The organism is Cellulosimicrobium funkei, assembly GCF_004519295.1.
GTDB lineage: Bacteria > Actinomycetota > Actinomycetes > Actinomycetales > Cellulomonadaceae > Cellulosimicrobium > Cellulosimicrobium funkei.
In genome coordinates this window covers 229,583-249,705 of the sequence record NZ_SOZH01000004.1, presented here as the reverse complement: position 1 = coordinate 249,705, position 20,123 = coordinate 229,583, and the positions used below count along the sequence as shown (strand labels likewise).

General features: G+C 75.9%; 19 protein-coding genes. 12 read left to right on the top strand and 7 right to left on the bottom strand.

Annotated elements, in window-relative coordinates:
• Nucleotides 1-12: 12 nt before the first annotated feature.
• Both E1O70_RS07025 and E1O70_RS19865 read left to right on the top strand, forming a co-directional pair.
• Nucleotides 13-750, top strand: coding sequence for an alpha/beta fold hydrolase (locus tag E1O70_RS07025; RefSeq protein WP_061267026.1), 738 nt, complete (start codon nucleotides 13-15; stop codon nucleotides 748-750).
• Between the two features lie 131 nt (nucleotides 751-881).
• The gene (locus E1O70_RS19865) at nucleotides 882-1,088 is read left to right on the top strand and encodes a hypothetical protein (RefSeq protein ID WP_061267027.1); all 207 of its coding nucleotides are present in this window, start codon (nucleotides 882-884) and stop codon (nucleotides 1,086-1,088) included.
• Nucleotides 1,089-1,159: 71 nt separating this feature from the next.
• Here E1O70_RS19865 and E1O70_RS07015 read toward each other — a convergent pair whose 3' ends face one another.
• From E1O70_RS07015 to E1O70_RS07000, 4 genes are all read right to left on the bottom strand, one after another.
• On the bottom strand, nucleotides 1,160-3,535 hold the full coding sequence (locus E1O70_RS07015) for a S9 family peptidase (RefSeq protein WP_061267091.1): 2,376 nt from the start codon (nucleotides 3,533-3,535) through the stop codon (nucleotides 1,160-1,162).
• A 92-nt stretch (nucleotides 3,536-3,627) separates the two neighbouring features.
• Nucleotides 3,628-4,614 carry a type IV toxin-antitoxin system AbiEi family antitoxin domain-containing protein gene (locus tag E1O70_RS07010; protein ID WP_061267028.1) on the bottom strand — a complete coding sequence of 329 codons (987 nt, stop codon included), beginning with the start codon at nucleotides 4,612-4,614 and terminating at the stop codon, nucleotides 3,628-3,630.
• 231 nt (nucleotides 4,615-4,845) lie between these two features.
• The gene (locus E1O70_RS07005) at nucleotides 4,846-6,954 is read right to left on the bottom strand and encodes a bifunctional copper resistance protein CopD/cytochrome c oxidase assembly protein (protein ID WP_082774285.1); all 2,109 of its coding nucleotides are present in this window, start codon (nucleotides 6,952-6,954) and stop codon (nucleotides 4,846-4,848) included.
• Nucleotides 6,955-6,995: 41 nt separating this feature from the next.
• Nucleotides 6,996-7,505, bottom strand: a complete 510-nt coding sequence (locus E1O70_RS07000) for a PPOX class F420-dependent oxidoreductase (RefSeq protein ID WP_082774286.1) — start codon at nucleotides 7,503-7,505, stop codon at nucleotides 6,996-6,998.
• A gap of 205 nt (nucleotides 7,506-7,710) precedes the next feature.
• Here E1O70_RS07000 and E1O70_RS06995 point away from each other — a divergent pair, with 205 nt between their 5' ends.
• From E1O70_RS06995 to E1O70_RS06960, 8 genes are all read left to right on the top strand, one after another.
• On the top strand, nucleotides 7,711-8,709 hold the full coding sequence (locus tag E1O70_RS06995; RefSeq protein WP_021483297.1) for an AAA family ATPase: 999 nt from the start codon (nucleotides 7,711-7,713) through the stop codon (nucleotides 8,707-8,709).
• A gap of 32 nt (nucleotides 8,710-8,741) precedes the next feature.
• Nucleotides 8,742-9,629 carry a DUF58 domain-containing protein gene (locus E1O70_RS06990; RefSeq protein ID WP_061267029.1) on the top strand — a complete coding sequence of 296 codons (888 nt, stop codon included), beginning with the start codon at nucleotides 8,742-8,744 and terminating at the stop codon, nucleotides 9,627-9,629.
• Nucleotides 9,616-10,119: a hypothetical protein gene (locus E1O70_RS06985; protein WP_034654434.1), complete on the top strand. Its 504-nt coding sequence runs from the start codon at nucleotides 9,616-9,618 to the stop codon at nucleotides 10,117-10,119. Before E1O70_RS06990 ends, E1O70_RS06985 begins: the two co-directional genes overlap by 14 nt.
• Complete coding sequence (locus tag E1O70_RS06980) at nucleotides 10,113-11,207, top strand: vWA domain-containing protein (protein WP_061267030.1); 1,095 nt, start codon at nucleotides 10,113-10,115, stop codon at nucleotides 11,205-11,207. The genes E1O70_RS06985 and E1O70_RS06980 overlap by 7 nt, the downstream gene beginning before the upstream one ends.
• A gap of 7 nt (nucleotides 11,208-11,214) precedes the next feature.
• A complete protein-coding gene (locus tag E1O70_RS06975; RefSeq protein WP_061267031.1) occupies nucleotides 11,215-12,300 on the top strand; it encodes a vWA domain-containing protein in 1,086 nt (361 codons plus the stop codon).
• Nucleotides 12,297-13,343 carry a hypothetical protein gene (locus tag E1O70_RS06970; protein WP_128957643.1) on the top strand — a complete coding sequence of 349 codons (1,047 nt, stop codon included), beginning with the start codon at nucleotides 12,297-12,299 and terminating at the stop codon, nucleotides 13,341-13,343. Before E1O70_RS06975 ends, E1O70_RS06970 begins: the two co-directional genes overlap by 4 nt.
• 168 nt (nucleotides 13,344-13,511) lie before the next feature.
• Nucleotides 13,512-14,147 carry a nitroreductase family protein gene (locus E1O70_RS06965; RefSeq protein ID WP_061267033.1) on the top strand — a complete coding sequence of 212 codons (636 nt, stop codon included), beginning with the start codon at nucleotides 13,512-13,514 and terminating at the stop codon, nucleotides 14,145-14,147.
• 110 nt (nucleotides 14,148-14,257) lie between these two features.
• Complete coding sequence (locus tag E1O70_RS06960; RefSeq protein WP_061267094.1) at nucleotides 14,258-14,980, top strand: GNAT family N-acetyltransferase; 723 nt, start codon at nucleotides 14,258-14,260, stop codon at nucleotides 14,978-14,980.
• A 76-nt stretch (nucleotides 14,981-15,056) separates the two neighbouring features.
• Here E1O70_RS06960 and soxR read toward each other — a convergent pair whose 3' ends face one another.
• Complete coding sequence (gene soxR, locus E1O70_RS06955) at nucleotides 15,057-15,527, bottom strand: redox-sensitive transcriptional activator SoxR (RefSeq protein WP_043659223.1); 471 nt, start codon at nucleotides 15,525-15,527, stop codon at nucleotides 15,057-15,059.
• Nucleotides 15,528-15,688: 161 nt separating this feature from the next.
• Here soxR and E1O70_RS06950 point away from each other — a divergent pair, with 161 nt between their 5' ends.
• The gene (locus E1O70_RS06950) at nucleotides 15,689-16,717 is read left to right on the top strand and encodes an alcohol dehydrogenase catalytic domain-containing protein (protein WP_061267034.1); all 1,029 of its coding nucleotides are present in this window, start codon (nucleotides 15,689-15,691) and stop codon (nucleotides 16,715-16,717) included.
• The gene (locus E1O70_RS06945) at nucleotides 16,714-18,243 is read left to right on the top strand and encodes an MFS transporter (RefSeq protein WP_082774287.1); all 1,530 of its coding nucleotides are present in this window, start codon (nucleotides 16,714-16,716) and stop codon (nucleotides 18,241-18,243) included. Before E1O70_RS06950 ends, E1O70_RS06945 begins: the two co-directional genes overlap by 4 nt.
• Here E1O70_RS06945 and E1O70_RS06940 read toward each other — a convergent pair.
• Nucleotides 18,233-19,027, bottom strand: a complete 795-nt coding sequence (locus E1O70_RS06940; RefSeq protein ID WP_082774288.1) for a sirohydrochlorin chelatase — start codon at nucleotides 19,025-19,027, stop codon at nucleotides 18,233-18,235. The two genes, E1O70_RS06945 and E1O70_RS06940, sit on opposite strands and share 11 nt — an antisense overlap.
• On the bottom strand, nucleotides 19,024-20,115 hold the full coding sequence (locus tag E1O70_RS06935) for a uroporphyrinogen-III synthase (protein ID WP_061267095.1): 1,092 nt from the start codon (nucleotides 20,113-20,115) through the stop codon (nucleotides 19,024-19,026). The genes E1O70_RS06940 and E1O70_RS06935 overlap by 4 nt, the downstream gene beginning before the upstream one ends.
• Nucleotides 20,116-20,123 lie beyond the last annotated feature (8 nt).

Here is a 20,123-nt window from a genome sequence, read left to right as displayed (position 1 = left end):
GAGGGTGGCTGCATGAGCACCCACGGAACACCCGAGCAGCCCGTCCACGTCGTCCTCGTCCCCGGCTTCTGGCTCGGCGCGTGGGCCTGGGACGACGTCGTCCCCCACCTCGAGGCCGCCGGCCTCGTCCCGCACCCGGTGACCCTGCCGGGCCTGGAGCCCGGCGCGACCGCCGCCGACCGCGCGCACGTCACGCGCGCGGACCACGTCGCCGCGGTCACGGAACTCGTGGACGGGCTCGACGGCCGCGTCGTGCTCGTGGGGCACAGCGGCGGCGGGCCGGTCGTGCAGGAGGCCCTCGACCGGGGCCCCGCGCGCATCGAGCGCGTCGTCTACGTCGACACGGGCCCGCTCGTCGACGGCGCGGCGCTGTCGCCGGGCCTCCCGGCCGACGCCGCGGAGGTCCCGCTCCCGACGTGGGAGGAGCTCGCCGAGGCCGGGTCGAGCCTCGACGGGCTGGACGAGGCCGCGCTGGCGCGGTTCCGCGAGCGGGCGGTGCCCACCCCCGGGCCCGTCGCGCGGGGGGCGGTGCGGGTGTCGGACCCGGGCCGCCTGAAGGTGCCCGCGACCGCCGTCTGCTCGTCGATCCCGTCCGCCGTCCTCGCCGAGATGGCGCACCCGGGGCCGCCCCTGCACACCGAGCTGGGCGAGGTCGAGGACGTCACCTACGTCGACCTCCCGACCGGCCACTGGCCGATGTTCTCCCGCCCGCGGGACCTCGCGGCCGTGATCGTCGACGCCGTCTCCTGACCTCCGGGTGAGACATCGTGCGCGTTCCGGAAAAAAAGTCCCCGAAGTCGCGTCACAGACGGAGACTTCTGCCTTCTCCTCGTGTGGACGGCCGACCGGCCGCCGCAGAACGACGGACGACGAGACGGACCATGCACGACACCCTGCCCTCCGCCCCCTCGCGCACCGAGGTGCGCACCGCCCTGCTCTGGGCGCTCGAGAACGACCGCGACGCGCTCCTCGAGCACCGCGAGACGACCCAGCACTGCCTGTGGGCGGCCGCGCGCGGCGCCGCCGACCGGCGCCTCGTGCGGCGCTGGCGCGCGGCGGCCGCGGGGCTCCCGTCGACCGTCGCCTGACGGCGGTCGCCTGACGCTGGCCGTCGGGGGGGAGCCCTGCGGGCCGCCGCCCGCGGGCGGCGGCCCACAGGTCAGCCGAGCGTCGTCGGCAACGCGGCGTCGCCCTCGCCCGGGGCGGCCCCCAGCACGTGCTCCGCGAGGAAGGCCAGCACCACCTGGTACCAGACCTTCGCGTGCTGCGGCTGGAGGATCCAGTGGTTCTCGTCCGGGTAGAAGAGGAACCGGTGCACCGTGTCGCCGTCCGGGCCGGCGGGCAGCCCGGACGACGCGAGCAGCTCGTACCAGAGCCGCAGGCCCTCGCCGATCGGCACGCGATAGTCCTTGTCGCCGTGGATGACGAGCATCGGCGTCACGATGTCCTGGACGAACCGGTGCGGGCTGTTCTCCAGCGCCATCTCGTCCGTCATCTCGCGCGCCCAGTAGTACGCGTGGTCGGTCGTCGGGCCGAACTGGTCCAGCGCCCACAGGCTCGCGTGCGTGACGATCGCGCGGAAGCGGTCCGTGTGGCCCGCGACCCAGTTCGCCATGTACCCGCCGAAGGACCCGCCCATCGCGGCCGTCCGGGTCGCGTCGATCTCCGGGCGCGCCTCCACGGCGTCCGTGATCGCGAGCAGGTCCGTGTACGGGGCCTTGCCCCACGCGCCCCACCCGCGCTGCACGAAGTCCTGCCCGTACCCGGTCGACAGCGCCGGGTCCGGCAGCAGCACCGCGTACCCCTGCGCGACCATCAGCCACGGGTTCCAGCGCCAGCTCCACGCGTTCCACGACCCGAGCGGGCCGCCGTGGATCCACAGCAGCAGCGGTGCCGGGTCCTCCGCGGACGCGCCGTGCGGCAGCGCGAGCCAGCCCCGCACGCGCACGTCGTCCCCCGCCGCCGTCTCGACGTCGACGAGCGTGCCCGGCAGGTCGGGCGTCGCGACCGGGCCGCGCAGCGGCGTCGCGGGCACCGGCGTGCGGCCACCCGCCATGCCGGAGTCGAGGAACGCGCCGAGGTCGACGCGCACCGGGTGCGCGGGCTCCAGGTAGCTCGTCCGCAGCGCGTAGAGCGTCCGGCCGTCGGGCGCGACCTGCACGTCCGTGAACGTCGCGTCGTCGCTCGTCACGCGCTCCGCCGTGCCGTGCTCGGCCGCGCCGTTGCCCGCGGGGTCGAAGGGGACGAGGAAGACCGGGCCGCGGCCGTCGTCGTCCGCGGTGACGAGCAGGCCCGAGCCGTCGGGCAGCCAGCGCAGCGACGTCGGCCAGCGGTCCCAGTGCGGCACGAGCGTGCGCGGCGACGCGTGGTTCTCGGCGCGCGTCGTCGCCGAGTCGTCGTGGCCCTCCGCGGTCCCGGCGGGCCCGTCCGGCCCGTGCAGCGGCACGACGGCGAGGCTCTCCTCCGGCGCCTGGTGCGGCGTCGAGATCGTCTCGCGCACGAACGCGACCCACGCGCCGTCGGGCGAGATGCGGGGCGAGTGCGCCTCGGCGCGCGGCTCGTCGACGAGCGTGCGGCGCGCGCCCGTCGCCGTGTCGATCGCGACGAGCGTGCTGCGCACCTGCGGGCCGGGACCCGGCACCTGCCACGTCGTGACGAGCGTCGTGCCGTCGGCGGACAGGTCCGCCGAGTGCTCGTGCAGCGCGCGCCCGGGCGCCGTGCCGTCGTGCCCGACGCCGCGGCTCACGTCGCGCAGGTCGAGCAGCCGCGCGTCGTGCTCGGCTGCGGCGTGCTCGGCGGCGTGCTCCGCGGCGGTGCCCTGCGCTCCCGCGGCGAGCGGCGCGGCGGCGAGCGGCGCGGCGCTGCCCGAGGGCGCGGGCGCGTCGGTCGGGGCGGCCGGGGCGGGGAGGGGCTGCGCGGGCGCGTCGACCAGCGTCGTGAGGTCGCCGACGAACCGGTGCGCCTCGTCGGGGCCGCGGTCGTGGTCCCACTGCCGCACGGGGTAGGCGCTGTGCAGGATCGCCGCGACCTTCGCGTCCTTGCGCGCCGACCGGAGCTCGGCGTCATGCGCGAGGTCGCGCGCGCTCGGCAGCACCGACGCCGCGACCGACACGACCGGCGCGTCCGTCGCCGCGAGCGGCCCGCTCACGCCCGCGGGCGCCGTGGCGACCACGCGTGCCTCCCCGCCCGACGCCGGCAGCAGCCACAGCGCCGACGTCGCGTCGTCGTCGGAGCCGCCGTCCGGGTCGGGCCGCGCCGACGTGAACAGCACGTCGCCCGCGCCCGTGAACGTCGCGCTCGACTCGCCCTTCGTGCTACGCGTCAGCCGACGCGCGGGCGCCTCCCCCGCCGGGTCGACCTCCCACAGCGCCGCCCGGTACCCGGTGCGCTGCGGGTCGAGCGTCTGGACGGTCGTGACGAGGCGCGTCCCGTCGGGCGAGAGCGCGAGGCCCCCGACGCGCGGGATCGCGAGATATCGGTCGAGATCGTGGAACGGTCCCACGGTCGGGTCGGGTGTACCGGGCGTGCCAGCCAGATTGCTCACCCGTACGTCCTATCACGCCCCTCCCCGGAAACCGGCTCCCGCCGAACACGGGGTCAGAGACCGGAATCCGCCGATTCGGGTCTTCAACCCCGTGCTCGACGGTCGCCTCTCCCGTGTTCGGGCGGTCTGGCCGCGGGGAGGGCGCCGCGGTGCCCGAGGAACGTTCGTACCGCGGGGCCGACGCCGCCCGGCACGTCACGACCCGTGAACCGGAGGAGCTCGATCGTGCCCCAGGCGGCGAGACGGTTCTGGCGCGTGCGGTCGGCGTACACGGCCTGGGGGTCGGAGTGCACGTCCGCTCCGTCCATCTCCGCCACCAGCCACCGCCCGCCACCGAGGCGCCAACCCATGTCTCCCCGCGCGACGACGCGACCGTCCGCGTCGAGCACCGGCAGCTGGAGGACGTCGGGCGGCACGCCCGCATCCACGCAGTCGAGCCGCCCGAAGGACTCCAACGGCGACTCTGCGCGGCCGTCCGCCATTCCCCAGAGCGCGTGCGTGGCGGCGACGCCACGACGCCCTCGTGCCAGGTCGTGCGCCCTCGCGAGCCCGTCGGGGTCGGTCGACCGCCGGTGCAGCGCGGAGTCCAGGTCGGCCAGCGCGTGCGCGCGAGGCAGCTCGGGCACCGCCTGGGCGAGGGCGCGTTCGACGGTCGCGACGGCTCGCCCACCGATCTGGACGGTCGTCATCCCGTCGTCGAACTGCCGCAGGCGGATGCCGTCACGCGTGGTGCGGTCGCTCGCACGGGGCAGGGCGACCTCCGGGGCGACCCCGACGGGGATCCCCTGGACGCCGTGCAGCACGAGCGCCGTCGTCCCGACGGCGATGGCCTCCGGGCCGAACGCGAGCAGGCCCGCCCACGCCGATCTCCGCCGTCGATGGTCCCAGTCCCAGCGCTGACCGGCCGGCGGCCAGAGGTCGTAGACACCACGCGTGACGCGCGCCCAGGCACCCGAGTCGACGCGACGACGAGCGACGCGCGAGGAGACCCCTGCGGCGAGCAGCTGGTCGATCGACACGAGCCCGGCCTGCGCAGCGACGAGCCGGTCCAGCTCCGGTGAGAACGCCATGGTCGGCATGGCAGCACGACGCCCAGTCCACTGCGGCACGCAGGCTCCGCCCCTGTGAACACCCCGCCCAAACCCGACCCTGTGCAAAACCACAAAGAGTCGGCCCTGACCACCATCACCACCCGCGAGCACGCGATCAGCGACCGAAATCCCGGATTCTCGGTCTCCAACCCCGTGTTCGGCGGAGACGGGGGGCGGGGGCGGGAGGGGGCGGCGGAACGGGGGGCTCGGTCAGTCGTTCCGCTTCGACATTTCCGCGAGCATGTCGTTGTACTCCTGGAGCTCGGCGTCGCCGTCGCGGTCGGCCTGGCGGTCGCGGCGCTTGGCCTCGCGCTCGTCGGAGCGCGTCCACATCACGGCGACGACGATCGCGAGGATGAGCGTCGGCAGCTCGCCGATGCCCCACGCGACGGCGCCGCCGCGCTGCTGGTCGGCGATGGCGCTCGGGCCCCACTCGCGGCCGAGGAGGCCGAACCACTCGGGCACGAGCAGCTCCTCGCCCGACGTGAGCGCGACGCCGAAGAACGCATGGAACGCCATGGTCGCGAACAGCAGGAGCAGACGCTGCGGGTAGGGCGGGCGGTGCGGGCCGGGGTCGATCCCGACGAGCGCGTTCGCGAACAGGTACCCCGCGAGCGTGAAGTGCACCAGCATGACGAGGTGGCCGGCGTACGTCGTGAGCGCGTACTCGAAGGCGGGCGTGTAGTAGAAGACGATCATCGAGCCGGCGAAGTTCACCGCCGCGACGACCGGGTTCGCGAAGAACTGGCCCACGCGCGACGTGACGAGGGCGAGCACCCACTCGCGCGGTCCCCGCGACCCGTCCTTGCGCGGCGGCACCGCGCGCACCAGGAGCGTGACGGGGGCGGCGAGCACGAGGAAGATCGGCACGACCATCGCGAGGATCATGTGCTGGACCATGTGCGCGCTGAACAGCACGTGGCCGTACATCGCCGGGCCGCCGGACGTGACCCAGAACAGGACGAGGATCCCCAGGCACCAGGAGACGGTGCGCCCCACCGACCACGAGTCCCCGCGCCGCGCGAGGCGGCGCACCCAGCGCAGGTACACGACGATCGCCGCGACGCACGCGAACGCGGGCAGCAGGTCCCAGCGCCACTCGGTGAACCAGCGGGCGAGCGTCGGCTCGGGCGGGAGCGCGTGCCCCGTCACCTGGTACGCGGCGGAGGTGTCGAGCGGCTCCTCCTGCGGTACGGGCGGGGCGGTGGACCCGAGCGCGACCGCGACGCCGGACACGGCGCCCATGATCGCGAGCTCGACCGCGACGAGGCGCCAGAACAGCCAGCGCGTCCCCTCGGCTGCCGCGGCCCGTGCGCTCGTGGACGACGACGTCCCGCCCGTCCCGGCACCGCTCGCCGGGGCGCCGTCCCCGGCCGGGCGAGGGGCCGCCGTCGGGCCGGCGAGGCGACGCACGACGAGCTCGCGGTGCGCGAAGCCGACCGCGCCGAGGACGAGCAGGAGCGCGAGCTTGGTGAGCAGGAGGATGCCGTAGTCGGTGGTCAGGCCGGCGAGGGAGTCGACCCGGATGCTCGCGTTCGCGACGCCCGAGACGGCGACGGCGACGTAGCACCACAGCGCGATCGCGGAGTACCGCGCGACGGACGACGCGAAGTCCGCGCGGCCCAGGCCGCCGCGCACGCGCACGACGGCGAGCGTCCCGAGCCCGCCGACCCACAGCGCGGCGCCGGCCAGGTGCAGGAACATCGAGGAGACGGCGAGCTCGTGGCTCACCGCGCCGGCCGCGTGGCCGGTGTTGGCCTGCATCGCGAGGGCGACGAGGGCGAGGGCCGCGGTCCACATCGCCCCGGTCGCGCTGCGCACGGCGAGCGCGACGGCGGACGTCAGGGCCGCGACGACGACGATCGCGAGGTAGTTCCGGCCGAGGCTGACCTGCGAGACGAAGAGGCCGAGCTGGTCGCCGAACGTCGGGTTGGTGACCGGCGTGCTCGAGATGGAGGAGTAGCGCAGCACGACCTGCAGGACGGTGAGCACCGCCCACGTGGCCGACGCCGCCCCCGCGACGCCGAGCGCCTTGCGCACGGGCGTCCCGGCGGGCAGCACGCACGCCGCGAGGACGAGCGAGCCGAGCGTCAGCGCGACGGCGAGCTCGGTGAGCACCGTGACGACCGGGGTGCCGAGGCGCGCCAGGGCGCCCGGGTCCGGGAAGCCGGCGGGGACGGTGAACGCGGCCGAGAACGCGCCGGCGGCGAGCACGGCGACGACCGCGACGACGACGGCGAACGGCCCGGCGACGACGAGCCACCACGGGTTCGCGGGTCGGGCGTCCGAGGGCGCGCGGCGCAGGGCAGTGGTGGTCACCCCACCAGGGTATCGACCGCGCGGGCCCCTCCGGTCACGGCTCAGGGCCGGGACAGGCGGGCCATCCCGTAGACCTTCGTCGCGCGCACGCGCAGCACCTGGCGGCGGTCCGCGACCATGGCGCGCCGGAACTCCTCCCAGTCCGGGTGCTCGCCCCCGGTGGCCGCGCGGTAGGTCGCGACGAGCTCGTCGGCGGCATCGTCGTGGGGGTCGAGCGCGACGGCGCTCAGCTCGGCGTCGCCCTCGACGACGGCGTAGCCCGCGAAGTCCTCCGCGCTCACATGGAGCGAGACGCGCGGGTCGCGCGCCGCGTTGCGGGTCTTCGCGCGGTCGGCGGTGACGGAGACGCGCGCGAGCCCGTCCTCCGGATCCCAGACGTAGAGCACGTTGGAGAGCTGGGGCCGCCCGTCCTTCTTCACGGTCGCGAGGACGCCCTGGCGGCGTGCGGCGACCAGGTCGAGGAGCGCGGGCTCGCCGAGCGCGGCGCGGGGCGCGCGGTCGGGGACGTCGCGGTCGGTGTCACGAGAGGCGTCGAGGGCGTCGGTGCTCATGCCGGGCCAACCGTCGTGGCCCTCCGGGGCATTCCCGGCGCACCGCACGGTGGGGACCTCTCCCCACCCGGACCTGTGGACGACGCCCGGTCCGGCGGGGTCCGCGCTGGCATACTGGGCCGGGTTCGCCGGGGGCTCGCGAGGCTCCGTCCGCCCTCCGGCCGCGCACGGGACCACACCACCCGCACCACCCGGAGGACGACCGATGGCCGCAGGGCACGGCAGCATCTCGACGCAGGACCTCGACCGCGCGAGCCACCTGCTCAAGCGCGTCGGCCAGGTCTTCGACCAGCGCGTCGTCGGGCAGGAGGCCCTGCGCACCGCGCTCGTGAGCACGCTGCTCGCGGGCGGGCACATCCTGCTCGAGTCGGTCCCGGGCCTCGCCAAGACGACCGCGGCGCAGACGCTCGCCGCGGCGGTCGACGGCTCGTTCCACCGCATCCAGTGCACGCCGGACCTCATGCCGAACGACATCGTCGGCACGCAGATCTTCAACTACGCGACCGGCCAGTTCACGACCCAGCTCGGCCCGGTGCACGCGAACGTCGTCCTGCTCGACGAGATCAACCGCTCGTCGGCCAAGACGCAGTCGGCGATGCTCGAGGCGATGCAGGAGAAGCAGACGTCGATCGGTGGCGAGAACTACGCGCTCCCCGACCCGTTCATGGTGCTCGCGACGCAGAACCCCATCGAGGAGGAGGGCACGTACGTGCTCCCCGAGGCCCAGATGGACCGCTTCCTCATGAAGGAGGTGCTCACGTACCCGACGCCGCCGCAGGAGCTCGAGATCCTCCAGCGCATCGCGACCGGGCAGATGACGCGCCCCCTCACGGCGCAGCCGATCTCGCTCGACGACGTGCGCTTCCTGCGCGGCCTCGTCGACGACGTGTACGTGGACGACTCGATCAAGCGCTACGTCGTCGACCTCATCAACACGACGCGGTTCTCGGGCCCGCGCCCGGTGCCGGGCCTGGACCGCCACGTGCGCGTGGGTGCGTCGCCGCGCGGCGGCATCGCGCTCATGCGCGTGGGCCAGGCGCTCGCGATCCTCGCGGGCCGGGCGTACGTCATCCCGGACGACATCAAGGCGGTGCGGTACTCGGTGCTGCGCCACCGCCTCGTGCGCACGTTCGACGCGCTCGCCAACAACGTGCCGCCGGAGCAGCTCGTGGACGCGGTGTTCGACGCCGTCCCCACGCCCTGACCGGTCCGCCCACCGTCCCGAGAGAGCACCACGTGCCCGACGTCTCCCGTCTCGCCCAGGTCCGGGCCCGGCTCGACCTGCCGGTCGCGCGCCGGGCGTCCGGCCTGCTCGAGGGCCGGCACCGCTCGGTGTTCAAGGGGCACGGGCAGGACTTCGACGACCTGCACCTGTACGCGCCGGGCGAGGACGTCGGCGACATCGACTGGAAGTCCTCGGCGCGCGCCGGGCTGCCGATCATCCGCCGGTTCGTGCGCGAGTCGAACCTCAACCTCGTGCTCGTCGTGGACACGGGGCGCACCATGGGCGCGACGGCGCCGAGCGGGGAGACGAAGGCGGAGATCGCGAGCTTCTGCTGCGCGCTCGTCGCCTACCTCGCCCGCGACCGGGGCGACCGCGTCGCGCTCGTCGCGGGAGACGCCGAGCGCCTCGTGCAGCTCCCGCCGCGCGCGAGCACGCGCGACCTCGAGGTGCTGCTGCGCACCGTGGAGGGGCTGTGGCGCCCAGACGCCCCCGGGAGCGACCTGTCCCGGCCGCTCGACCGCGCGCAGACGGCCTTCCGGCGTCGCTCGCTCGTGGTCGTCGTGACCGACGAGGCCCGCCCCGCCGCCGAGCACGAGCAGCTCCTGCGCTCGCTGCGCGTGCGCCACGAGGTGATGGTCGTGCAGGTCGCGGACCTCTCGCCGGTGGGCGCCGGGGTCGGGGAGGTGGCCGACGTCGACGGCACGCTGCGCCTGCCGCCGTTCCTGCAGGGCCGGGCCGCGCTCGCGGCGCCTGCCGCCGAGGCGCTGGCCGCGCGGCGTGCCGAGGTGGCCGACAGGCTGCGCGCCCTGCAGGTCGAGGCCGTGCTCGTCGAGGGGTCCGACGACGTGCTGCAGCGGTTCGTCGAGCTCCTGGGGAGGCAGAAGCGTGCCCGTCGATGAGCTCGTCGACCCCGTCGGCTACTCGGGGTGGTGGACGGCCCTGGGAATCGTCCTGGTCCTCGCGGCCGCCGCGGTCGTGTTCCTCGTGATCTGGCTGACGCGTGCGAGCGCGGAGGAGAAGAACGCCCCGCGCCCCGCCCCGCTGCTCCCCACGGGCCCGCACGACCCGTACGCGTCGCTGCGGGCGGAGTACGAGCGGCGCCTCGACGCCGTCGCCGAGCGGTTCCGCGCGGGCGAGCTCGACGAGCGCACCCTGCACCTCGCCCTCTCGGCGGAGATGCGCGGCTTCGCGACCGGACGGCTCGGCCAGGACGCGTCGTCCATGACGCTCTCGGAGATCCAGCAGCTCGCCGAGGCGGGCCGCCTCACGCAGCTCATCGCGCGCTACTACCGGCCGTCGTTCGCGGACCACGACAACGACCCGGCGGCGCGCTCGACGGACGGCGAGGACTCGATCGACCGTGCCCGGGCGGTGGTGCGCGGATGGTGAATCGCTCCGTCGCGGCGAGCACCGCCGTCGTCCCGGGGCCGCAGGGCCCGTCGATCCTGTGGCCGTGGCTGTGGGTCGTCCTCGTCGTCGCGGTGCTCGCGGCGGCGGCGGTGGCGTGGTGGCTCGCGCGGCGGCGCCGGGCGCGCGACGCTGACGCGGGCGTGCTCTGGGTCGCGAACTCCGACTACCTCGCGCGCGTCCCGGCGTTCGCCGCGTGGGTGCGCCGCTACCGCGTGCTGCAGGGCCTCACCGCGGCGGGGCTGCTCGTGGCGGTCGTCGGGGCGGGCGCGGTAGCGGCCCGCCCGGTGGAGACGGACGTCGTCGTCGACCGCCTCGGCACGCGCGACATCGTGCTGTGCCTCGACGTGTCGGGCTCGATGATCGAGTACGACGGCGCGGTGCTCAAGGTGTTCCAGGAGCTCGTCGACAACTTCGAGGGCGAGCGGATCGCGCTGTCGATCTTCAACTCGTCGTCGCGCACGGTCTTCCCGCTCACGGACGACTACACGCTCGTCCAGGAGGAGCTCCAGGCCGGGATCGCCGCGCTCGACCAGGACCCGGCGACGTTCGACTACACGGGCGGCACCGACGACGCGGAGATCCTCGAGTACGCGCAGTTCACGGCGGGCACGACCGCGAACCTCTCGGGCGCGAGCCTCATCGGCGACGGGCTCGCGAGCTGCGCGCTCCAGTTCGACGCGGAGGACACCGAGCGCTCGCGCTCGATCATCCTGGCCACGGACAACTACGTCTCCGGCGAGCCGATCTACACGCTCCCGCAGGCGGCTGACCTCGTCGCGTCGCGCGACATCACGCTGCACGGCATCTTCGGCGGGTCCCAGCGCTACGAGGGCACGCCCGAGGAGACCGAGTACCGCGAGACCGTCGAGTCGGGCGGCGGCCTGTACTTCCTCGCGGACGACCCGGCCGCGGTGCAGGGCATGGTCGACGACGTCGTCGCGCAGCAGGCCGTCGAGCTCGACGCGTCCCCCGAGGTGGTCGTCACGGACCGGCCCGCGGGCTGGTTCCTCGTCGCGGTCCTCGGCGTCGCGCTGCTGCTCGTCGTCGCGTGGCGGGTGAAGGAGTGACGCGCCGATGAACCTCGCCGGACTCACGTTCCAGCCGCTCGTGCCCCTGTGGGCGCTGGCGCTGCTCGTGCTGCCGCTGCTCGGCCTCGCCGGGTGGCAGGCGGTCGTGGCCGGGCGCCCGGGGCCCGACGGCGCCCCCCGCCCCGGCGCCCCGCGAGCGGCCTGGGTGCGACGGGCCGGGGCGGTCGCGCTGCTCGGGATCATCGGGATCGCGCCGTCGGTCGCATCGACGGACCGCGACACGTCGGTCGCGAACGTCGACATGTTCTTCGTCGTCGACCGCACGGGGTCGATGGCGGCCGAGGACTACGGGCCCGAGGGTGGCCAGGAGCGCCTCGACGGCGTGCGGCACGACATCACGAGCCTCACCGAGGCGATCCCCGGGGCGCGGTACTCGATCATCTCGTTCGACTCGCAGGCGTCGCGCCAGCTCCCGCTGACGACGGACGCGCGCGCGATCACCTCCTGGGCCGACACGTTCCACCGCGAGATCACGCGGTACTCGCAGGGCTCCCTCACGGACCGGCCGCTCGACGAGCTGCGGTCGGCGCTCGAGGGCTCGGCGGAGCAGCACCCGGCCAACGTGCGGCTCGTCTTCTTCCTCACCGACGGCGAGCAGACGGCGGAGGGCGAGCCGCGGTCGTTCGCCGACCTCGCGCCGCTCGTCGACGGCGGCGCGGTGCTGGGCTACGGGACCGCCGAGGGAGGCCGCATGAAGGAGTACGACCCGGACGTGGACCCCGAGGACGCGGAGTACCTCGTCGACTGGTCGAAGCCGAGCGACGGCGGCGAGCCCGTCGAGGCGCTGTCCGTGCTGGACGAGGCGACGCTCACCGCGCTCGCCGACCAGCTCGGCGTGCCGTACGTGCACCGGCAGGAGCCGTCGGAGACGGCGTCGCTCGTCGCGGGCGTCGACCCGCAGCAGGTGGCAGCGGACGGACGCCGCGACGTCACGGCGTACCGGCCGGTCGTGTGGCCGTTCGCCCTCGCGCTCGTGACGCTGCTCGGCGTCGAGGCGTGGTTCTGGGCGCGCTCGGCGAGCCGCTCGCTCGTCCGCCCGACGGCGCCCGACCGGGCGGAGGTGCGCCGATGACCTGGACCCCTCCCCCGGCACCCCCGCCCGGCGCCCGCGCGCCCCGGCCCACGGGCGCCGCCGCCCTGCGTGCGGCGCGGCTGCGCCGGCGCCGGTGGTGGCTCCTCGGGACCCTGCCCGTCGTGCTCGTGCTCCTCGTGCTGGGGGTCACGCTCGCCCTGCGCGCCCCGGTCGCCTCGCTCGCGAAGGACCGCTACGACGCCGGCGACACCGAGGGCGCGGCGAGCACGTACGGCCTCCAGCGGACGCTCAACCTCGTCGAGCCGTGGAAGGCCCACTACAACCACGGGACGGCGCTCGCGCGGACCGAGGACTCGTGGTCGCTGTACGACGCGATCCGGTCCCTCGACCGCGCCTACGACCTCGCGGAGAACGCGTCTCCCGAGGAACGGTGCATGATCCAGACGAACCTCTCGCTGACGTACGAGATCCAGGGCGACGGCGACATGGCCTACGCCGACCGCAAGGCGGCGGAGCTCGCCCTCGTCGAGGAGGCGATCGCCGCCCGCGACGCGGGCCTGCCGTACGACGAGGGGGTCCTCGACCCGTACGGCGACGGTACCGAGCCCGACCCGGCGGAGCTGCGCCAGGACGTCCAGGACTGGTACGAGTACGCCGAGCAGGAGTACGCGACGGCCGAGCAGATCCGCGGCTGGCCCGACTGCGGGGAGTCCGAGCAGACCCCCGAGCAGCAGGAGCAGGACGCGGCCGCGCAGCAGCGCCTCCAGGACAAGCAGCAGGAGGCGCAGGACGCGCAGCCGGAGAACCAGGACGGTGGCGACACCTCGGAGGGCGAGGGCGACGGCTCCGAGGGCGACGAGCAGTCGGACGCCTCGGGCGGGGACGGCGCGCAGGGCGAGGACCAGCAGAGCCAGGCCGAGCGCGAGGAGCAGCAGCGCCAGGAGCAGCTCGAGCAGCAGGGCTCCGAGGCGCGCGACGAGCAGGAGCGCCTCGAGCAGGAGTACCGCGACCTCTACGGGGACCAGCCGGGCACCGGCAGCGACCCGGGCGACAGCAGCGGGGGCGGCACCAAGAACTGGTGAGCGCCGGCTGCGCCGCGGCCGATCCGCCGTCGTCCGCCGGCCGCTCCGGCGACCGCCTGCTCTCCTGGTCGGCCGGTGGAGCGGGACCCGTCGCAGGGTTGCCCAGCCTGCGAGACGACGGGCACGACCCGAGGACGCGCCAGCGGCTCGCCCGTACCCTCGGCGACCGTGACCACACCCGAGGACCTGCCCGTCCTGCGCGCGCTCCACTCGACGCCGTCGCGCCGCTACCTCTCGCCCGACCCGGTGCCCGACGACGTGCTCGACGCGATCCTCGACGCCGCGGTCCGCGGACCGAGCGGGGGCAACCGGCAGCGGTGGGCGTGGGTCGTCGTGCGGGACCCCGCGACGAAGGCGCAGATCGCCGCCTGGTACCGCGAGGGGTGGCGCGCGGCGTACGGGGACCGCCGGGACGCCGTCCTCGGTGCCGCGACCACGCACGCCGGCGTGAGCGAGGCGGGCTTCCGCGCCGTCGAGCACCTGGCGCTGCACCTGGAGGAGGCTCCGGTGTGGGTCGTGCCAGTGCTGCGGGACGCGGCGCGCTCGACCGACCCCCGGCTCGGGGCCTCGATCTACGGCGCGGTGCAGAACCTCGTCCTCGCGGCCCGGGCCTACGGGATCGGGACGACGCTCACGACCTTCCGCACCGTCCGCGAGGGCGACGTCGCCGCGCTGCTCGGCCTGCCCGACGACGCGCTGACGATGGGCCTGCTCCCCCTCGGGTACCCGACCCGGAGCCGCTGGTCCGAGCCGCGGCGGCGCCCGCTCGCGGAGGTCGTGCACCGGGACCGGTGGCACGGCTGAGCGCGCCGGGAAGAGGCGACCGCCCGGACGCGTTCGCCACGGAGGAGACGCACGGCCGGACGGCCGCGACGACGGCACGGCACCCGGGCGACCGGGCGAGGAGGAGCAGCATGACCGCGACGAGCACGGGGCCCGGCGCCACCGGCGTCGACGACCCGGCCCTGGACAACCCGTCGTGGAGCGCGCTCACCGGCGCGCACGCGCACCTCGCCGAGGGCGGCGACCTGGCGCGACGCTACCCGGCCGACGTCTCCCCGATCACGGGCGTGCGCTCGTGGACCGACCCGGGCGTGTGGGACGCGATCGCCGCGCTCGTCGGCCCGGGCGGGCACTTCTCGGCGCCGCCGGTCGGGGTCGAGCCGCCGCACGGCTGGACGGTCGAGGCCCGCGTCGAGGGCGTCCAGCTCGTCGAGACCGAGCACCTCGTCACCCGACCCGACCCGGAGGCGGTCGTGCTCGGCGCGGACGACGTCCCGGAGATGCTCGCGCTCGTCGAGCGCAGCCGACCGGGTCCTTTCGAGGCCCGGACCTACCTCCTCGGCCGGTACGTCGGGTTCCGCGACGACGACGGCCGCCTCGTCGCCATGGCGGGCGAGCGCCTGCGGCCCGCGGGGTGGACCGAGATCAGCGCCGTGACGACCGACCCCGACCACCGCGGGCGCGGCCTCGCCTCGCGTCTGGTGCGCCACGTCGCGTTCCACGTCCAGGAGCGGGGCGACCGCGCGTTCCTGCACGCCGCGGCGCAGAACGTCGGCGCGATCGGCGTCTACGAGCGGCTCGGGTTCGCCCTGCGCCACCGTCCGACGTTCGGCTCGCTGCGCGCGCCGGGCTGACGGCCTCGTCGCCGGACCCGCCCCACGCTCCTGCCACGCGGCCCCGCGGCCGATCGGACGCTCGGCGCCGTGTGGCTCAGTCCTCGATCCCCTCGACGAGCAGCGTGCGGGGGCCGGGGCCCTCGTCGGCGAGCGCGTCGTCGGGGTTGACGAGGACGCACCGGCGCAGCGAGAGGCACCCGCAGCCGATGCAGTCCGTGAGGTGGTCGCGCAGGCGCGTGAGCTGCTCGATGCGCGCGTCGAGGTCGGCGTGCCACCCGGCCGAGAGCCGGTGCCAGTCCTTGGCCGTGGGCGTGCGGTCGCCGGGGAGCGTCGCGAGTGCGGCGCGGATGCGGGCGAGCGGGATGCCGACGCGCTGCGACGCGCGCACGAACGCGACGCGGCGCAGCGTCTCGCGCGTGAAGCGCCGCTGGTTGCCGGGCGTCCGACGGCTCGTGATGAGCCCCTCGCGCTCGTAGAAGTGCAGCGCGGACACGGCGACGCCGCTGCGCGCCGCGAGCTGGCCGACGGTGAGCTCGTCGCTCGGGGACGGGGCGGCGTCGGGCATGGCGGTTCCTCCACGCGGACGGGTGCAGCGGCGACGCGGCGGGCACGGCCGGCCGCCCGTCGGCACGGGTACTTGACCTGAACAATTGTTGAGGTTCGAGACTAGCAGGGCGGCGCGACCGCGAGGCCGCACGACCCCGATCCCGACCCCGAGGAGCACCCGTGGACGCCATCCGCCTGCACGCGTTCGGACCACCCGAGAACCTCGTGCTGGACCAGCTCCCCGACCCGGTCCCCGGCCCCGGCCAGGTACGCGTCGCCGTGCGCGCGCACGGCGTCCACCTGCTCGACACGACGCTGCGCCGGGGCGAGGTCGCGGGACCGCTCCCCCTTCCCGCCCTGCCCACGGTCCCCGGGCGCGAGGTCGCCGGGGTGGTGGACGTCGTCGGGCCGGGCGTCGACGCCGCGTGGCGCGGGCGACGCGTCGCGGCCCACCTCGGCGCCACGCCCGACGGCGGCGGGTACGCGCGCCTGGCGCTCGTGCCCGTCGAGGCGCTGCACCGGATCCCCGACCACGTCACCGCGCCCGACGCGCTGGCCATGATCGGCACCGGGCGGACCGCCGTCGGCATCCTCGACCTCGCGGGGCTCGCCGCGACGGACACCGTCGTCGTCACCGCCGCGGCCGGCGGGCTCGGCACGCTGCTCGTGCAGAGCGCGCTCGCGGTGGGAACGCGCGTCGTCGCGCTCGCCGGCAGCCCGGAGAAGATCGCCCTCGTGCGGTCGCTCGCCGGAGCGGCGCAAAAGGACCGCCTCGCCGCCGTCGACTACCGGGCCGACGGCTGGCTCGACGAGGCGCGGACCGCCGTCGGGCAGCACGCCCCGGAGGGCGCGACCGTGCTCCTCGACGGCGTCGGCGGCGACGCGGGCACCAACGCCGCGAGCCTCGTCGCGCCGACCGGTCGCCTCGTGCTCTACGGCTGGGCGTCGGGGGCGCCGAACCGGGCCGGTGACGTCGACCACCCGGACGGGAAAACGGGGGCCGACGGCGGCACGCCGGACGTACGGTGGGCGGTGGGACCCCGGGCCCGACCCTGGGGAGACCTGTCCGCGCTGCAGGAGCGCGCGCTCGCGCTCGCGGCGGACGGGACGTGGCGGGTCGTCACGCACCAGATCCCCCTCGCGGAGGCCGCGCGCGCCCACCGCGAGCTCGAAGCGCGCGCCACCACCGGAAAGGTCGTTCTCGTATGACGGCGGACCCCCGCACCGACGCCGACGCACCGGCGTACGGCTCCCCCGCGCCCGGCGCGGGCGAGGCCGGCACGGGAGACGTCGGCGTACCCACGACCGCCCCCGCGACCGGCCCGACCGAGGCGGGCACGCTCTCGCCCGGGACGCAGCGCACGGTGCTGTTCGGCATGGTCGCGTTCGTGTTCCTCGGCGCGTTCGAGGCGCTCGCCGTCGCGACCGCCATGCCGACGGTCGCCGTCGAGCTCGACGGGCTCACGCTGTACACGCTGGCGTTCGCCGCGTCGCTCGCGTCGAGCGTCGTCGGCATGGTGGCGTCCGGCCGCTGGAGCGACCGCGCCGGCCCGACCACCCCGCTGTGGACCGGCATCGGGCTCTTCCTCGCCGGGCTGCTCGTCGCCGGGCTCGCGCAGGACATGCTCGTGCTCGTCGCGGGCCGCGTGCTCCAGGGCGTCGGGACGGGGCTGTACATCGTCGCGCTGTACGTGCTCGTCGCGCGCGTCTTCCCCACCGACCGGCGCCCGAAGGTCTTCGCGGCGTTCGCGGCGGCCTGGGTGATCCCGTCGATCGTCGGGCCCGCCATCGCGGGGCTCGTGGTCGAGCACGTCGGGTGGCGCTGGGTGTTCCTCGCCGTCCCGGTCCTCGCGGTGCCCGCGCTGTTGCTCATGCGCCCGGGGATGCGTGCCGCCCGCGGCTCGGCCCCCGAGCCCGCCCCGGCGTCCACCCCGCTGTCCGGGGACCGGCCCGACGACGCCGAGCCGCCGCTCGACCGGACCGCGCGCCAGGCGTCGCTCACCTGGGCCGTCGTCGCCGCCGTCGGCATCGGGGCGCTCAACTACGCGGGCCAGCTGCGCGGGGTCGGGCTCGCGGCCCTGCTCGTCGCGTCGCTCGCCGCCGTCGCGCTCGCCGTCCCCCGACTGCTCCCCCGCGGCACGACCCGCGCGGCCCGCGGCCTGCCGAGCGTCATCGCGATCCGCGGCCTCGTCGCGGCCGCGTTCACCGGCGCCGAGGTGCTGCTCCCGCTCCTGCTGTCGCACGAGCGCGGCCTCTCGCCGTCGCTCGCGGGCGCCGTGCTCACGTTCGGCGCCGTCGGCTGGTCGACGGGGTCGTGGCTCCGCGGCCGGGCGACCTGGGGGCTCCAGCACGCGGGCTACGTGCGCCTCGGCGGGACGCTCGTCGCGCTCGGGATCGGCGGCGCCGCGCTGCTCGCCTGGACGGCCGTGCCGCCCGTGGTCGGGATGGTCGCGTGGACCCTTGCCGGGCTCGGCATGGGCATGACGCACCCGACGCTGTCCGTGCTCACGCTCGAGCTCTCGCCCGTCGCCGAGCAGGGCGCGAACTCGTCCGCGCTCCAGGTGTCCGACGCCGTCGCCGCCGCGACCGCGCTCGCCGTCACCGGGTCGCTCCTGTGGGCCCTGCACCCCACGCTCGGCCTGGCGTCGTACGTCGTGTGCTTCGGGGTCACGGTGCTGCTCGCGGCGGGCGTCGCCCTCCTCGCACCGCGCACGCGCCCGGTCCTCAGGGCGTAGCGCGCAGCCCGGCGGCGGCGTCGGCGTACCGGTCGAGCACGATCGCGGTGAGCCGCGGGTCGGGCGCGAGCGGGCCGGTCACGACGTCGGCGCCCGCCTCCAGCACCCGGTCGTAGAAGAAGCCGGGCGCGAGGAGGTAGGCCGCGACGACGACCCGCCCGCCCGGGGCGAGGCCCGCGCGGGCGGCGGCGACGGCGTCGGGCACCGTGGGCGTCGCCATGGCGCCGTAGCCGACGGAGACCGGGCCGGGGACGCGCTCGCGGAGCCCGGCGGCGAGCGTCTCGACGTCGCGCGCGGCACCCGGGCGGCTCGACCCCGCGGCGGCGATCACGACGGCGTCGCCGTCGCGCAGCCCGGCCTCCGCGAGCCGCTCGGCGAGCAGGTCCACGAGGCGCGGGTCGGGACCGAGCGGCCCCGACGCGGCAGCGGCCCCGGTGCCGGGGCCGCGGTCCTCGACGGCCGCGGCGACGTCCACGCTCACGTGGAACCCGGCGGAGAGCAAGAGGGGCACCACCACGGCGTCGCCGGGCGCCCCGCCGTCGGACGGCGCGACGACGGCCGTCACGACGTCCGCCACCTCGGGCTGCTGCACGTCCACGAACGCCTCGCGCACGTCGAGGTCGGGGCGGGCGGCGCGCACGTCGTCCAGGAGGGCGCGGACCACCGCGCGGCCCGCGAGGTCGTCCGTGCCGTGGGAGCAGCCGACGAGCACCGGCGCCGCGGCGCGCGGGCCGGCCGGAGCATCGGCAACGGCGTCGAGGGAGGTGGGGCTGTCCGGGCTCATGCGAGCTCCAATCGGTATCCGCGCTTGACGACGGTCTTGACGAGGTCCCGGCGGCCGGTGGCCTCGCGCAGGCGCGCGACCGCGACCTCGGCCGCGTGCGGGTCGCGCGAGTCGCCGGGCAGGACGTCGAGCACGTCGTCGCGCGTGACGACCTCGCCGCGGCGCGCGGCGAGGAGGCGCAGCACCTCGAGGCTGCTGGGCGACAGGGGCAGCACCTCGCCGTCGAGCACGGCGACGCGCGAGCGGATCTGGAGCGTCCCGGCGACGGTCGCGAGGGCCACGGTCTCGGCCTGCTCGTAGTGCGCGACGAGCGTCCGCACGAGCGCGCCGAGGCGTCCGCGCTCGGGCTGCAGCGGCGTGACGCCGCGGTGCTCGAGCGGCCGCGCGGTGACGGGACCGACGGCAGCCGCGACCATCGACCGGTCCTGGAACCGGGACACGACGAGCCGCCCCACGCCGTGCTCCTCGGCGGCGCTCAGCCACGCCTCGGCGCCGGGGGCGGAGGTGAACACGACGGCGTCGATCTCCCCGACGGCCGCGGCCTCGACCGACGCGCGCAGCGCCTCGGGGTCGGGCGGCGGCCCCCAGCGGTAGACGACGAGGCTCGCGACCTCGGCGCCCGCCTCGGCGAACACGACGTCGAGGCCGTCGGCCCCGGCGCCGTGGTGCTGGACGGCGATCCGCAGCCCGGCGACGCCCTCGCCGAGCAGCACGTCGGCGATCTCGGCCGACGTCTCGGACTCGGCGACCCAGTCGGCGGTGAGCCCGGCGGCCTGGATCGCGCCGCGCGCCTTGGGTCCGCGCGCGACGATCCGCGCGTCGGCGAGCACCTCGAGCAGGCGGTCGGCGAGGCCGTGCGCGTCCGCGGCCTCGACCCAGGACCGGAAGCCGATGCCGGTCGTCACGACGACGACGTCCGGCGGCCGCTCGACGAGGTCACGCGTCCCGGCGAGGAGCTGCTCGTCGTCGGCGTGCGGGATCATGCTCAGCGCGGGTGCGTGACGGACCTCGGCGCCCCGGCGCTGGAGGGCGGCGGCGAGCTCGCTCTTGCGGCGGTCGGCCGTGACGAGCACGGTGCAGCCCGCCATGACCTGGC

Bases quoted from the DNA above. Each gene is read 5' to 3' on its own strand.
- E1O70_RS06995 (WP_021483297.1), top strand. From the start codon at position 7,711: ATGGCCGCAGGGCACGGCAGCATCTCGACGCAGGACCTCGACCGCGCG.
- E1O70_RS06945 (WP_082774287.1), top strand. From the start codon at position 16,714: ATGACGGCGGACCCCCGCACCGACGCCGACGCACCGGCGTACGGCTCC.
- E1O70_RS06940 (WP_082774288.1), bottom strand. From the start codon at position 19,027: ATGAGCCCGGACAGCCCCACCTCCCTCGACGCCGTTGCCGATGCTCCG.
- E1O70_RS06975 (WP_061267031.1), top strand. From the start codon at position 11,215: ATGAACCTCGCCGGACTCACGTTCCAGCCGCTCGTGCCCCTGTGGGCG.
- E1O70_RS19865 (WP_061267027.1), top strand. From the start codon at position 882: ATGCACGACACCCTGCCCTCCGCCCCCTCGCGCACCGAGGTGCGCACC.
- E1O70_RS06970 (WP_128957643.1), top strand. From the start codon at position 12,297: ATGACCTGGACCCCTCCCCCGGCACCCCCGCCCGGCGCCCGCGCGCCC.
- E1O70_RS07000 (WP_082774286.1), bottom strand. From the start codon at position 7,505: ATGAGCACCGACGCCCTCGACGCCTCTCGTGACACCGACCGCGACGTC.
- E1O70_RS06960 (WP_061267094.1), top strand. From the start codon at position 14,258: ATGACCGCGACGAGCACGGGGCCCGGCGCCACCGGCGTCGACGACCCG.
- E1O70_RS07010 (WP_061267028.1), bottom strand. From the start codon at position 4,614: ATGGCGTTCTCACCGGAGCTGGACCGGCTCGTCGCTGCGCAGGCCGGG.
- soxR (WP_043659223.1), bottom strand. From the start codon at position 15,527: ATGCCCGACGCCGCCCCGTCCCCGAGCGACGAGCTCACCGTCGGCCAG.
- E1O70_RS06980 (WP_061267030.1), top strand. From the start codon at position 10,113: ATGGTGAATCGCTCCGTCGCGGCGAGCACCGCCGTCGTCCCGGGGCCG.
- E1O70_RS06935 (WP_061267095.1), bottom strand. From the start codon at position 20,115: ATGGCGGGCTGCACCGTGCTCGTCACGGCCGACCGCCGCAAGAGCGAG.
- E1O70_RS07025 (WP_061267026.1), top strand. From the start codon at position 13: ATGAGCACCCACGGAACACCCGAGCAGCCCGTCCACGTCGTCCTCGTC.